Below are 13088 nucleotides of genomic sequence, written 5' to 3' on the forward strand. Positions count from 1 at the left end.
CGAGCTTAACGCCGCGCGTGCGTGCGCGCAATCTCCTCATGGCGTCATTCGGGCAGCGTGCCCAAAGGCGCAGGGATCGCCGGGAACGGGTTGTCCGGCAGCAGGATCACCCGCCGTCCCCGCCCCGCCGCCTCCAGATGCAGCAGCGCCGCGCCGATGCCCGCCGCGCCTGCCATGTACCCGGTGTCCGCGCTCACCACGCCGGGACGTACCCGCTCGAAGGCCTGGTACCACCGCAGACCCCCGCCGTCGCCGCTCGCCCTGCCCGCCAGGTGCGCGCCCAGCGTCCGGGCGAAGGTCAGGTACGCCTCCCGCCCCGTCACCGCCCACAACCCGACGAACAGCTCCACCAGCCCCGCCAGCCCGCAGCACTGGCAGGCCGTGTCCCACAGCCCGGGCACCCGCCGGCCCGGCACGCCGCTCGTCACGATCCCCGTGGCCAGCCGCTCGGCCCACTCCAGGTCGGCCGGATCGCCCCCGGCGCGGTACAGCTCGACGAACATCCGCGCCACCCCGGCGGAGCCCGAGCAGAACCCCAGGTAGTGCAGCCCCCGCCCCTGCGGCAGGTGGTGCGGCACCAGCGCGCGCCGGCCGCTCACCGCGCTGACCGCGCGCACGAAATCCGCGCCCCTGCGCGCCGCCTCCAGGAACCGGGCGTCCCCGCTCACCCCGTACAGGCGGGCCAGCAGGAACGCCGTGCCCGCCGTACCGGCCAGGAACCCCGGCGTGACCGCGTCCGCGGGCAGGCCCTCGCAGTCGCCGAAGCGGTGCCCCGGCACCGCCAGCCCCGCCGCCCGCAGCCCCGCCTCGGCCGCCAGCTCCGCGTACGACGACACCCCCAGCATCGCGGCGCCGTGCAGCAGCGCCAGCACGACGCCGCCGTCGCCCCGCTGCGCCGGATCGCCCGACCAGCCGGGACCGCCGTCCATCGGCCGCGCCACCCGCGCCACCCGGTCCAGCGCCGCCACGGCCGCCTCCTCGGCCACGCCGTCGCCCAGCACCCACCCGGCCTCGCACAACGCGACCGCGATCCCGCCCAGCCCGTGGTGGAACGTCACGTCGCCGACCCCGGGCCCGGCTTCGACCAGGTAACGCACGCCCGCCCGGGCGTCCTCCAGGTACTCCTCCCGCCCGGTCGCGGCGGCCAGCTCCAGGAAGAACAGCACGATGCCGGCCGCGCCGCCGTACAGGGAGGCGGGCTCAGGCGTCAGCGCGGAGCGGCCCCGCGGGTCGGGGTTGGCCACCCAGTGCCGCGCCCGCGCGTCACCCGCGGCCGCCGTCCTGATCCACCGCGCGGCCCCCATCGCGGCACTCAGCGGACCGCCGGACGGGCGGGTCGGATCCAGGCTCATGACGCACCCGAGGGCTCTTCCCGGTCAGTGAACGACCTCATTTTCCCCCATCCCGCCCCGCCCGCCAATCGGCGGAGTCAGACGGGGTCGCGCTGGATGGGGCAGGTCATGCAGTGCGCGCCGCCGCGCCCCTTGCCCAGCTCGAACCCCTCGATCTCGATCACCTCGACACCGTGCCCGCGCAGCTGCCGGTTGGTGTACTGGTTCTTGTGGTACCCCACCACGACCCCGGGCTCCAGGGCGAAGAAGTTGTTGCCCGAGTCCCACTGCTCGCGGGCCTGTTGATACTCGTCCCCGCCGGTGGGGATCAGCTCCAGCCGCCCGATCCCCAGCGCCTCCTCCACGGCCGGCACGAACCCCGCGTCCCTGCGCACGTCCAGCGTCCCGGGTTTGTCGCCCGGGCGCAGCGAGTAGGTGGCGGCGGTCTCCAGGAACGGCGGGTAGACCGCGGCCTTGTCGGCGTCGAGGAAGGTGAAGACGGTGTCCAGGTGCATGTAGGAGCGGCGCCGGGGGATCTCCACGGCGATGACCCGGTCGGCGGCGCCCACGGCGAACAGCGACAGCGCCACGTTCTCCACCGTGCGGGCGCCGGTGCGCTCGCTCAGGCCGATCACCACGCTCCTGTTGCCGATCGGCATCATGTCGCCGCCCTCCATCGCGGCGGTCCCGTAGTCCTCCTCGTCGAACCGGCTGTCATCGCCCCCGTACGGATACCAGAAGGCGAACTCCTCGCCCGCGAACATCGGGTGGTAGTGGTAGATCGTGCTCTGGTTCATGGTCTCCAGCAGCCGGGCGTGGAAGAACATCGGGTTGAGCGACACCCCGCCGTACAGCCAGGCCGCCGGATCGCGCTGGTAGAGGGAGTTGGGCAGCGGCGGCAGCACGAACTGGCCGGCCCGCGCCGAGGCGGCCACCAGCGAGCGCGACTCCATCCCGGCGACGCCGTACTCCTGCTTGGTCAGCCCGCCGACGAGGTGCGCGGCCAGCTTCTCGCCACTCCAGCCGGCCAGCGTCTCACGCACCCCCTCCACCAGGGCCGGGCCGACGGTCAGATGGGTGACGGCCGCCTCCACGGCGTGCTGCCTGGCCTCGAGCCCGGTGTCCAGCGCCTGCGCCAGCAGCTCCTGGTGGTAGAAGACCTCCACGCCGCGCTCACGCAGGAGGGTCACGAACACGTCGTGCTCCCGCTGGGCGTGCTCGACCCAGAGGATGTCGTCGAAGAGCAGTTGCTCGCGGTTGCCGGGGGTGAGCCGCCGCAGGCTCAGCTCGGGCCGGTGCACGATGACCTTCCGCAGCCGGCCGACCTCCGAGTGCACACCGAACATGCCCGTCCCCCTTCAGATGGTGATGCGGCCGGTCACCAGGCCGGCCACGCCCAGCACGCCCGCGACCACGGCGACGACGAACAGGACCAGCTCGGACCGGGAGAACACGCGCCTGCCGCGCTCGCGCCGCGTGATGACGAACAGCACCGTGCCCAGCGCGTAGATGATGAACGACAGCAGCAGCAGGTTCAGGCCCGCCGCGAAGATCAGGAAGGCGGTGTAGAGCGTCGCCAGCGCCGCCACGACGACGTCCCGGCGCCCGCCCCCTTCACGCACGGCCAGCATCAGCGCGTAGCCCGCGGCCAGCAGGTACGGCACCAGCGACAGCGAGCTGCACAGCTTGAGCGTGAAGGTGAAGGCGTCCTGCGAGAACAGCGTCGTCAGCAGCACCGCCGTGACCAGCAAGGCCGTCGCCGTCAGCGCGGCCGACGGCGCGCCCTGGGCGTTCTCCCGCTTGAGGAAGGCCGGCATGTCCTCGTCCTTGGCGGCCACGTACAGCACCTCGGCCGCCATCAGGGTCCAGGCCAGGTACGCGCCCAGGACCGACACCACGAGACCGACCGCGATCAGCGCCGCTCCCCAGCGTCCCACCGCCGCCTCCAGCACCCCCGCCATCGACGGCTGGCGCAACTCGGCCAGCTCCCGCCGGGGCAGGACCCCGTACGAGAGCAGGGTGACCGACGCGAACAGTGCCAGCACGCCGAGGAAGCCGAGCACCGTGGCCCGGCCCACGTCCTGGCGCCGGCGCGCGTACCGGGAGTAGACGCTGGCGCCCTCCACGCCGAGAAAGACGAAGACCGTCACCAGCATCGTGGCCCTGACCTGGTCGAACAGCGGCCCGTCACCCCAGAGGCCGGCCGCGAACACCTCTCCGCGCAGGGCGACGGCCACGATCACCACGAACAGCAGCAGCGGCACGAGCTTGGCAACCGTGACGACCCGGTTGATCGCCGCCGCCTCCTTGACGCCGCCCAGGATCAGCAGGTGGAAGGCCCACACGCCCACCACCGACACGGCCACCGCGGGCAGCGTGCCGCCCTCGCCGAACGCCGGCACGACCGCGCCCAGCGTGGACTTGATCAACACCCAGTACGACGCGTTGCCCACACACGCGCTCGCCCAGTAGCCGAAGGCGGAGAAGAAGCCCGGGAACTCCCCGAACCCGGCCTTGGCGTAGGCGTACACGCCGGCGTTGAGGTCCGGCTTGCGCACCGCCAGGGTCTGGAACACGAACGCCAGCATGAGCATCCCCGTGCCGGCCACAGCCCACGCGACCACCGCCCCGGCCACGCCCGTGGCCTGCCCGAAGTTGCGCGGCAACGAGAAGACCCCGGCGCCGACCATCGAGCCGACGACCATGGCCGTCAGCATCGTCAGCGGGAGCCGCCTGGTCGCGGGCGCGTCGGTGGTTGTCATGGCCGCACGGTCATTCCGCGTGGGAGCCGCCCGGAACCGTCCCCGCGCGATCCTTTGCCGAACGATGTGCCGGCATCCGCCGAGCGGATTGTCGGCAGATGGTCAATCCCTCCCCATTGATGATTACTTAGGGTTATTAGTCGCATACTTACGGATATAGATGCGTGGTGCGCCGCTGACAGGAAGGGGGCGGTTGCCGATGTCCGAGGGCCCCGGTGCGCGGCGGTACGATCCGCCGGGCAGGCTGCCCGACTTCAAGCACATTGAGGGGCAGTTGCAACAGTGGAGCGATGCGGTCTCCGGCTGGTTCGACGAGTGCATCGGCTATCAGGAAGCCCACAACCTGCACCAAGGCGACAAGTGCCAGTACTACAACTGGCTGACCACGAGTGTGCCCGGGCCGGAGATGCTCCAGTCGATCGTGTGGAACGCATTGCCGAACACGCTGGTACGCCGGTTCGGATATGCCGAGGCGGTGGAGTCGGCGGACAAGATGTTCCCGCTGACCAGGCGGACCGACGGCGCGGGCGGCTACTTCGAGGGCAAGGTCTGGGAGGGCGTGTTCTATCGCCCGCAGGACGAGTACTGCGAATGGCGGCCGATCAGGAACGGCTCGAACAAGATCACCAAGATCGTTTTCACGTCCGAACCCCCGGAGTACTGGCAGGCCCTGCACGGTGACACCCTGCCAGGGGCGAGTGCGGATTCAACGGCCACGTACCCCTTCCGGGGTGACCGCGCGCTGATGCTGGAGCTGTATCGCACCTACGTGGACAAGAACGTCCAGCTGAAGGACCTGCAGGCGCAGGAGGATCTGATCGACGAGGCCACCAAGCGCGTGGTGATCCCGGCCGGTGCGTACAACCCGTGGAACAAATGGAACACCACCCACGGAGTGATGCATCTGTGCCAGCCGGACAACACGCTGGTCGCCGAGATCGCCCTCGGCGCTGACGCCACCGTCCTGCGTCAGCGGGGTGGCCGGCCGGTCGACGACCCCGATGCGCTCGTGTGCTGCTCACGCTACGGCGGGCCGATGCGCAACAGCGATCCGACGATCGGGGCCGGCGTCAATTCCCTGGCCCGGATGGGCTGCTGGATCACCCTGCGCAACCCGGTCGGGCTCTACATCAACCACATCGACCTGGCGGGGATCACCCGGCCCGACGGTACACCGCACGGCAAGCCGATCACGCCTGAGTACTTCCGGGTCGAACGGGGCTCGCTGACCGAGCACTTGATCGCACGGGCGGTGTTCGAGGTCCCGCCCTCCGAACAGCCTGCCTACGGCGAACCGCTCACCGTCAGCGACCTGCGGATCGCCGGCGTTCCGATTCAGTACGGCGCTCAAATCGCCGAACGCATCACCGTCGCGCTGACGGGCGTGGCCGCCGGACCCGGATCATTTCGCAACACGCTCGTGGGTTGCGTCGGCCGCTGCTGCCAAGGACAGGAGAACCCGAAATTCCTGCGGTTGGTGAGCCGCGACGCCGCGTGCCCGGACGGGACGCGTCCGGCCTTCGACTATCCCGGCGCTCAGAACGCCGCGCCCGAAGCCCGCCTGGACGCCGACACCGCGCCGCGTCTGCGACGCCGAGCCTAGGAGAGGACCACCATGACCACTCTGGACGAGGAGCCCCTGCTGGATGGTGACGAGATCCAGGGCAACATCGTCCCCGGATTCCTCAAACCCCACATGGCGGTGCTCGCGCTGGGCCTCGACCGTGACCGGATCCCCCTGATGAGGCGGTGGTGTCACGCGATCGCCTCGGAGGTCACCGCCCTGTCCACGGTGATGAGGACCAGGGAGCACGTACGGGCACTCGAACACCAGCGTGCTGAGGCGAAACTGTCCGCCCTGCGCGGCCCGACCGTGGGCGCCGCCCTGGCACTCAGTGACGTTCTGGGCGATGTCCGCGATGTGTGGCTCAGCGTCGCGTTCAGCCGGCCCGCGTTGCAGGCACTGCTGCCCGATGGTCAGAGCGACAGCATCGCCGCGTTCACCGACCCCGCGTTCCAACTGGGTATGACCGCGCGATCGACGTCCCTGGGCGATCCGGCCGACCCCACCGCCGAGGGCCACCACAGCACGTGGAAGGTGCGCGACCCGGACATCCTGCTGGTCATCGGCGCCGATGACGAAGGTGATCTGGGCGACTACCTCGGCGAGCTGCGGCCGGAGCTGGCCCGCCACGGGTTCGGCGTGGTCTACGAGGAGCTGGGGCACAAGCTCGACGCCATCGGCTCGGAGCATTTCGGCTTCCAGGACGGAGTGTCCCAGCCCGGTGTCCGCGGCCGATACGGGCAGAACGCGGACTTCCTCACTCCCCGGTACGTGGCCGACATAGCGGGCCAGCGGCCTGAGTGCTGGCTGTACGGACTGCCCGGCCAGCACCTGGTGTGGCCGGGCGAGTTCGTGTTCGGCTACCCCGGCCAGGGCAGCGACCCGCTGTTGCGCGGCGACGAGCGGCTGCCCGGCCCCCACTGGAGCCGCAACGGCTCCTACCTCGCTTTCCGCCGGTTGCGGCAGGACGTGCCCGCGTTCCGCGCGTTCCTGGAGGAATCCGCACGCCGTCTGCTTCCCTGGGAGATCACCGCCCAGAAGATCGGCGCCGATGTCGTCGGCCGCTGGCCCAGCGGCGCGCCGGTCGCACGCACCCCCGGCAAGGACATCCCTGAACTCGGCGTGGACCGGCTGCGCAACGACTACTTCGAGTTCGGTTCCGACGCCCGTGCGCTTGTCCTCACCAACGGCGAGACCACCGACCGCGACCACCCGGACGCCGACGCCGACCCGATCGGCCTGATCTGCCCGCAGTTCGCGCACATCCGCAAGGTCAATCCCCGTACTGCCGCCAGCGACGTGGGCGGCCGTATGGCCTCCTTCACCCGCCGGATCCTGCGCCGCGGGCTCCCCTACGGGCCGGTCTACGACCAAGATCCGGACGCCGACCGCGGGCTGTTGTTCTTGTCCTACCAAACGTCAATCGTCGACCAGTTCGAGTTTCTCAACCGTCAGTGGATGGGCGACTACGCCAACCCTCGCAGCCCCGGGGACCACGACATGCTCGTCGGCCAGAACGGGCAGCCCGGTCAGCACCGGCTCCGCCAATGTGCCGTCCCCACCGCGGGCGGAACCACTCTGGCCGCAGTACGCGACTTCGTCATCCCCACCGGCGGCGGTTACTTCTTCACCCCGTCCATCACCGCACTGCGCGAGGTCCTGGGCGCACCCGACGCCGGCGCCCCTTGACACCGCGGCCGGCAAACGGTGTGCATGCTGGGCAAGGAGCGGACCGCGTTCGAGGTGAACGTGCCGAGCCCACGCTCAGCAGCTGCCCAGGCCTCCTCGACGGCCGCAGTGCCCCTCGGGCGATGGGCCGCCTGCCCCGGGGTGCTAGCTTGTCCGATCATGTCTGACTATCTGCGGGAACTGTTCTCCCTCGACGGCCGGCGCGCCCTGGTGACCGGCGGCAGTTCCGGCATCGGGTATGCCATCGCCGAGGCGATCGGCCGCGCCGGGGCCGAGGTCGTGCTGGTCGCCCGCAGGGAGAGCGAGCTCGACAAGGCCGTCACCCGCCTGCGCGAGCACGGCGTCACCGCCTCCTGGATCGGCGCCGACCTCGCCGACCGCGATGACGTCCGGCGCGTGTGCGCCACGGCGGGCGACGTCGACATCCTCGTCAACGACGCCGGCAACAACATCCGCAAACCCATGGCCGACCTCACCGTCGAGGACTACGAGCGCACCATCGCCGTCAACCTCACCGCCCCCTATCTCCTCGGCCAGCACTTCGGCCCGAGGATGGCCGCCCGCGGCTGGGGCCGCATCATCAACCTCGGCTCCCAGCAGTCCATCAGCGCCTTCGGCGACAGCGGCGCGTACGGCACGGCCAAGGCCGCCATCGCCGGCCTGACCCGCTCCCAGGCGGAGGCGTGGTCGGCCCGCGGGGTGTGCGTCAACACGATCATCCCGGGTTTCGTGCTGACCCCGCTGACCGAACCCGCCCAGGCCATCCCGGGCCGCGTCGAAGCGCTCGCCGCCCGCCACATGGTCGGCCGCAACGGCGTGCCCGCGGACTTCGCGGGCGCGGCCGTCTTCCTGGCCGGGGACACCTCCGCGTTCGTCACCGGGCAGATGCTCTTCGTGGACGGCGGCTTCTCCGTCCACTAGCCGGACCCGGAAGGCTAGTGGCGGCGGATCCGGTGCAGCCGACCCGGAGGGCTACTTGCGGCGGATCTGGCGCAGCCCCACCCCTTCGCGCCAGGCGTCCATGACGATCTCGTCGCCCTCCACCCGCGTCCACACCACCTCCGTCAGCTCGATCCGGAACAGGTGCGACTCCTCGCTCGGCAGCCCGAACGAGGCCAGCACCTCCCGATCGGTGATCTCCACGGCCCGCCCGGCCAGCTTCAGGTCGCCCTCCCACGACGACGGATCGTCCCCCTCGGGGGCGCGGGAGGTGACGTGGATCGCCATCCGCGGGTCGCGGCGCAGGTCGGACGCCTTGACTGCCCTCGGCATCGACCCCGTCCACAGCTCGCCGTCCCGGAAGCTGGTCTCGACGCCGCTGACCCGGGGCGAGCCGTCCTGGCGCAACGTGGCCAGCACCTTGTGCCGGTACGCCTCCATCAGCCGCCGCGCCACCCCGCCCAGCTCCGGCGCCTGGTGCTCGAACTCCTGCCATGAAGCCATGGCGGCCATCATGCCCGTCGCCACCGACAGAATCAGGTCCCGTGGTCAGGCGCGGCGGCGGGCGCGGTAGGCGCTGGCCTTGGCACGGTTCTGGCAGGACAGGCCGCAGAACCTGCGCGAGGCGTTCCTGGTGACGTCGAAGAAGACCAGCTCGCACCCGCCCGCCTCGCAGGTCCGCAGCCGCCGGCCCTGGCCGACGCCGATCACCATGGCCAGGGCCGTGCCGGCGTCGGCGGCCCAGGCGTCCACCAGGTCCGCATCGGGACGGTGGAAGGCCAGGACGGGCGGGTCGCCGTGCAGGTTGGGCACGGCCGCGTGGCGCACCAGGGCGGCGTTGAGCGTGGCGACGTCGCCGGTGAAGGCCGGATGGAGCTCGGCGGCCACGTCCGCGAGCCGGTCGGCGTCCGCGCCGGTCAGCGCGCGGCTGGGGGGCCGGCCCTGCCGGCCGAACGCCGCCTCCAGCGCGGCCCGGCGGTCGGCGGGCGGGTCCACGGGACGGCCGCGGGCCTGGGTGACGGCCAGCTCGTTCACCAGCAGGACGGCCAGCTCCGCCCACCTCCCGACATAACTGTCTATTTGCGATTGACCAGTGATGCGCCAAGCCTCTATCGTCACTGGCATAGCTTATCTAGACAGTGAGGGATTGTGATGAGCGCATCGTCCGGACTTGCCCGCCGCATGTGGCACCAGCTCGAGCCGATCCACGCGGTGCTGTACTTCTCGCCTCAAGCGTTCGAGGAGGCGGCGGCGCTCGGCTACGACGTGGAGTCGCGCTGGCCGAGCTATTTCGCCTACCGCACGGCCCCGCTCGGCCGGGCCGGCAGCCGGCTGGCCACCGCCGCGTACTACAGCTTCAGCCCGCGGACGATCGCCGAGCATGTGCCCGCCGCGTGGGAGGTCGCCTCGCCCGAGCAGGTGCTTGAAGCCCGGATGACCGCCGTCGACCGCACGTACCGCGATCTGCTGGGCGACAAGGTGACGGCGGGCGAGGCGGCGGAGGCCGCGGAGCTGGCCAGGCGGGCCGCCGAGAGCGTGAGCGTGGCCGGGCGGCCGTTCGCCGCGGCCAACCTGGACCTGCCCTGGCCCGACGAGCCGCACCTGGTGCTCTGGCAGGCCGCCACCGTGCTGCGCGAGCACCGCGGTGACGGCCACCTGGCGGCGCTGCAGGCCGCGGAGCTGGACGGTTGCGAGGCGCTGGTGTCGTTCGCCGCGATCGGCGCCGCCCCTGTCGCGAACTTCGCCGGGCGCGGCTGGAGCGAGCAGGAGTGGGACGCCGCCCGGGAGCGGCTGGCCGCCCGCGGGCTGGTCGGCCCCGACGGGCAGGACACCGAGCGGGGACGTGCGCTGCGCGACCAGGTCGAGCGGATGACCGACCAGCTGGCCGCGCAGCCGTGGCGGCTGCTCGGGGAGGAGCGCGCCGAGCGGCTGGCCCGGCTGGCCACACCGTTCCTGGGCGCGGTCTTCGAGGCCGGGCTGCTGCCGATGACCAGCACCCTCGGCATCGCCACCGTCAAGGCCCCGGAGTAGAGAACACGGCCTAGTCGAACCCGGGGGCGGGCTGCCAGAGGCTGATCTCCGTGCCCTGGTCGTCGGTGCACGTGCAGCCGCGCCCCGACTTGCTGTCGTACATCTCGCCGGTGTCGCCGCCCAGCTCCCGCACCCGCTTGACGGCCGCGTCGATGTCGGCGACGTGGTAGTAGAGGTTCGGCTGCGAGGAGGGCCCGCGCGCGACGAACCCCATCGGCACGGCCGTGTTCGTGACGTGCAGGTACGTCTCGTGCTCGCGCCTGAACTCCCAGCCGAACAGCGCCCCGTAGAAGGCGGCCGCCCGCTCCAGGTCCGCGACGGACAGCGTGTAGTAACCCAGCTCGACACTCATGTACGCACCTCCGCAATAATTACCGCTAGCGTTAAGGATTAACAGCCTAACGGAAGCAGGCAATAATTAACAGCAACGTTAACGAACTCGACGCCACGCTGGCCGCGCTCGCCGATCCCACCCGGCGCAAGGTCATCGACCTGCTGCGCGAAGGACCGCGACCGGCCGGCGAGCTGGCGCAGGCCGTCCAGATGAGCGCCCCCGCCCTCAGCAGGCACCTGCGCGTGCTGCGGGCGGGCGGGCTCGTACAGGCCGAGGCGGGCGGCGCCGACGCCCGCCTGCGCCTCTACACGCTGCGCCAGGAGCCGTTCGCGGCGCTGCAGGCCTGGCTGGACCAGGTGCAGGCGTTCTGGACCGAGCAGCTCGGCTCGTTCAAGGACCACGTGGAGCGCGGCCGGTGAATTCCGTCCAGGCCAGCGTCACCGTCCCCGTCGACCCGGCGACCGCGTTCCGGATCTTCACCGACGAGATCGACAGCTGGTACGTACGCGGCCGCCACAGCTGGGTCGACCCGGCCCGCGCGGTCGGCATCCGCTTCGAGGACGGCTTCCTGCGCGAGCTGTGGTCCGACGGCGGCCACGTCGACACCGGCAGGGTCCTCGCCTGGGAGCCGCCGCGCCGCCTCGTCTGGGCCGACCTGCTCAACGAGAGCGGCCGGATGGAGATCGAGGTGGCCTTCAGCCCGGTCGAGGGCGGCACGGAGGTGCTGCTGGAGCACCGCGGCCTGGACACCCTGCCCCCGGACGTTGCCGGGCGCATCCGGCGCGGCTACTCCTGGAACATCGCGCTGCGCTGGTTCGCCGACAGGTGGACGGGCTAGCGGCGGCCGTACTTCTTGTGCACGGCCTGCTTGCTCACCCCGATCGCGTCGGCGATCTGCGCCCAGGCCAGCCCCGCCACCCTGGCCCGCCGCACCTGGACCGCCTCCAGACGCTCGATCTCGCGGCGCAGGGCGGTCGTGGCGTGCAGTGCCAGCAGCGGGTCGTCGTCCTGCGCCTGCCGAAGGAGGGTCGCCAGGTCGTTCGTCATGCCCTAAAGGTAGTCCAGGAGCAGCCGGTTGATCTCCTCGGGACGTTCGAGGGCGGGCAGGTGCCCGGCCCACTCCAGCTCGACCAGCCGCGCCCGGGGCAGCTCGCCGGCCAGGTGGCGGGCGCTGTCCTGGAAGTACGGCAGGTCGTGCGCGCCGGCCACGACCAGCGCCGGCACGTCGATCTGCGCGGCCTTGAACTCCTTCTCGACCTGCGACGGCTCCGGATCTGCGGCCAACTGCACCTCGAACGCGTGCCGCTGCATCTCCACCACGCGCCCGAACGCCTCCCGCGACGCCTCGGGCCCGAGCAGGGTGCGCGCGTTCAGCTCCGCCGCCCCCTGGACGTCGCCCGCCTCCAGCAGGCGCCCCTCCTCGTCCCAGTACGCCCGCAGGTCCGGCGTGGGCGGCAGGTCGGAGATGGGATTGAGCAGCACCAGCCGGCCGGCCAGCCCGGCCGCCGCCAGCTCCAGCGCGACCCGGCCCCCGCCCGACGAGCCGACCAGCGCCGCCCGGCTCACCTCCAGCGCGGCCAGCAGCCGCGCCACGTCGTCGGCGTCGCTGTAAGGGCCGTCCGATCGGTAGGGGCTGCGCCCGTACCCCCGGAAGTCCACCGTGATCACCCGGAAGCGCTCGGACAGGGCCTCCACCTGCGCGTCCCACATGCCCGAGTCGGCCGCCGTCGAATGCAGCAGCACAACGGGCTCGCCCGCGCCCCGCTCCGCGTGCCAGATCGTCATCGCGACTCCACCGCCAGCCGCACGCCCAGCCCGATCAGCACCACGCCGGAGATCTGCTCCAGCCGCCGGCGCACCGCGGGCCGCCCCAGCACCGCCTTGGCCTTGGCCACCGTCCAGATCAGCAGCCCGTACCAGGCCAGGTCGACCAGCACCCACACGACGGCCAGCGTCGCGAGCGTGACCGGCACATTCTGCCCCGGCGCGACGAACTGCGGCAGGAACGACATCGCGAACACCGCCGCCTTCGGGTTGGCCAGGCACGTCCCGAGACCCGCCAGGTACGGCCCGCGCAGGCCCGGCACCACCGCCCCCTCGGCCTCCGCGCCGGCCGCCGGGGCACCCTTGCGGGCCTGCCACAGCGCCTGCGCGCCCATCACGACCAGCACCACGGCGCCGACCACGCGCATCACGTCATAGGCGAGCTGCGAGGCCACCAGCAGCGCCGACAGGCCGAAGGCGGCCGCCAGCCCCCACAGCAGGATGCCGGTCTCGTTGCCCAGCGTGGCGGCCATGCCGGAGCCGCGGCCCGCGCGCAGCGTCTGGCGCAGGATGATGGCCGTGCTGACCCCGGGCGCCATGGCCACCAGGACGCACGCGCCAACGAAAGCGAGAAGATACATGCGCGGCATGTTCCCAGAACCGCGCCGGGAAGT

15 protein-coding genes are annotated in these 13088 nt (G+C 71.7%); 6 read left to right on the plus strand and 9 right to left on the minus strand.

Translation table 11 applies throughout. The annotated features are described in order from the left end of the window. Nucleotides 1-44 precede the first annotated feature (44 nt). The 3 genes from ACIBI9_RS30555 to ACIBI9_RS30565 form a co-directional block, all read right to left on the minus strand. Entirely contained in the window at nt 45-1352 is a 1308-nt protein-coding gene (locus tag ACIBI9_RS30555) for a lanthionine synthetase LanC family protein (protein ID WP_397226796.1), read from the minus strand. Nucleotides 1353-1429: 77 nt separating this feature from the next. After that, complete coding sequence (locus ACIBI9_RS30560; RefSeq protein ID WP_397226798.1) at nt 1430-2677, minus strand: arginine deiminase; 1248 nt, start codon at nt 2675-2677, stop codon at nt 1430-1432. A 12-nt stretch (nt 2678-2689) separates the two neighbouring features. Next, nucleotides 2690-4093 (minus strand): basic amino acid/polyamine antiporter, encoded by a 1404-nt coding sequence (locus ACIBI9_RS30565; protein ID WP_397226800.1) that lies wholly within the window; start codon nt 4091-4093, stop codon nt 2690-2692. Between the two features lie 199 nt (nt 4094-4292). On the opposite strand from ACIBI9_RS30565, the gene ACIBI9_RS30570 reads away from it, so the two are divergent. From ACIBI9_RS30570 to ACIBI9_RS30580, 3 genes are all read left to right on the plus strand, one after another. Further along, on the plus strand, nt 4293-5696 hold the full coding sequence (locus ACIBI9_RS30570) for a hypothetical protein (RefSeq protein ID WP_397226802.1): 1404 nt from the start codon (nt 4293-4295) through the stop codon (nt 5694-5696). A 12-nt stretch (nt 5697-5708) separates the two neighbouring features. Then, nucleotides 5709-7346: a Dyp-type peroxidase gene (locus ACIBI9_RS30575; RefSeq protein WP_397226804.1), complete on the plus strand. Its 1638-nt coding sequence runs from the start codon at nt 5709-5711 to the stop codon at nt 7344-7346. A 159-nt stretch (nt 7347-7505) separates the two neighbouring features. Further along, nucleotides 7506-8267 (plus strand): SDR family NAD(P)-dependent oxidoreductase, encoded by a 762-nt coding sequence (locus ACIBI9_RS30580; protein WP_397226806.1) that lies wholly within the window; start codon nt 7506-7508, stop codon nt 8265-8267. Nucleotides 8268-8318: 51 nt separating this feature from the next. Here the strand turns inward: ACIBI9_RS30580 and ACIBI9_RS30585 are convergent, their stop codons facing one another. Both ACIBI9_RS30585 and ACIBI9_RS30590 read right to left on the minus strand, forming a co-directional pair. After that, nucleotides 8319-8789: a pyridoxamine 5'-phosphate oxidase family protein gene (locus tag ACIBI9_RS30585; protein WP_397226808.1), complete on the minus strand. Its 471-nt coding sequence runs from the start codon at nt 8787-8789 to the stop codon at nt 8319-8321. A 45-nt stretch (nt 8790-8834) separates the two neighbouring features. Then, nucleotides 8835-9404: a CGNR zinc finger domain-containing protein gene (locus ACIBI9_RS30590; RefSeq protein WP_397226810.1), complete on the minus strand. Its 570-nt coding sequence runs from the start codon at nt 9402-9404 to the stop codon at nt 8835-8837. A gap of 33 nt (nt 9405-9437) precedes the next feature. Between ACIBI9_RS30590 and ACIBI9_RS30595 the strand changes: the two genes are divergently transcribed. After that, on the plus strand, nt 9438-10316 hold the full coding sequence (locus tag ACIBI9_RS30595) for a hypothetical protein (protein ID WP_397226812.1): 879 nt from the start codon (nt 9438-9440) through the stop codon (nt 10314-10316). A gap of 10 nt (nt 10317-10326) precedes the next feature. On the opposite strand, the gene ACIBI9_RS30600 is transcribed toward ACIBI9_RS30595, so the two are convergent. Then, nucleotides 10327-10668, minus strand: a complete 342-nt coding sequence (locus ACIBI9_RS30600; protein ID WP_397226814.1) for a VOC family protein — start codon at nt 10666-10668, stop codon at nt 10327-10329. Nucleotides 10669-10766: 98 nt separating this feature from the next. On the opposite strand from ACIBI9_RS30600, the gene ACIBI9_RS30605 reads away from it, so the two are divergent. Continuing rightward, nucleotides 10767-11069, plus strand: a complete 303-nt coding sequence (locus tag ACIBI9_RS30605; protein WP_397227311.1) for an ArsR/SmtB family transcription factor — start codon at nt 10767-10769, stop codon at nt 11067-11069. Next, nucleotides 11066-11488 (plus strand): SRPBCC domain-containing protein, encoded by a 423-nt coding sequence (locus ACIBI9_RS30610; protein WP_397226816.1) that lies wholly within the window; start codon nt 11066-11068, stop codon nt 11486-11488. The genes ACIBI9_RS30605 and ACIBI9_RS30610 overlap by 4 nt, the downstream gene beginning before the upstream one ends. Here ACIBI9_RS30610 and ACIBI9_RS30615 read toward each other — a convergent pair. From ACIBI9_RS30615 to ACIBI9_RS30625, 3 genes are read right to left on the minus strand one after another with little or no spacing between them, the layout of a single operon-like run. Continuing rightward, nucleotides 11485-11697: a hypothetical protein gene (locus ACIBI9_RS30615; protein ID WP_185074419.1), complete on the minus strand. Its 213-nt coding sequence runs from the start codon at nt 11695-11697 to the stop codon at nt 11485-11487. The two genes, ACIBI9_RS30610 and ACIBI9_RS30615, sit on opposite strands and share 4 nt — an antisense overlap. Nucleotides 11698-11700: 3 nt before the next feature. After that, nucleotides 11701-12435, minus strand: a complete 735-nt coding sequence (locus ACIBI9_RS30620) for an alpha/beta fold hydrolase (protein ID WP_397226818.1) — start codon at nt 12433-12435, stop codon at nt 11701-11703. Further along, complete coding sequence (locus tag ACIBI9_RS30625; RefSeq protein ID WP_397226820.1) at nt 12432-13055, minus strand: LysE family translocator; 624 nt, start codon at nt 13053-13055, stop codon at nt 12432-12434. The genes ACIBI9_RS30620 and ACIBI9_RS30625 overlap by 4 nt, the downstream gene beginning before the upstream one ends. Nucleotides 13056-13088 lie beyond the last annotated feature (33 nt).

The sequence above is a fragment of the Nonomuraea sp. NPDC050451 genome (genome assembly GCF_044458585.1).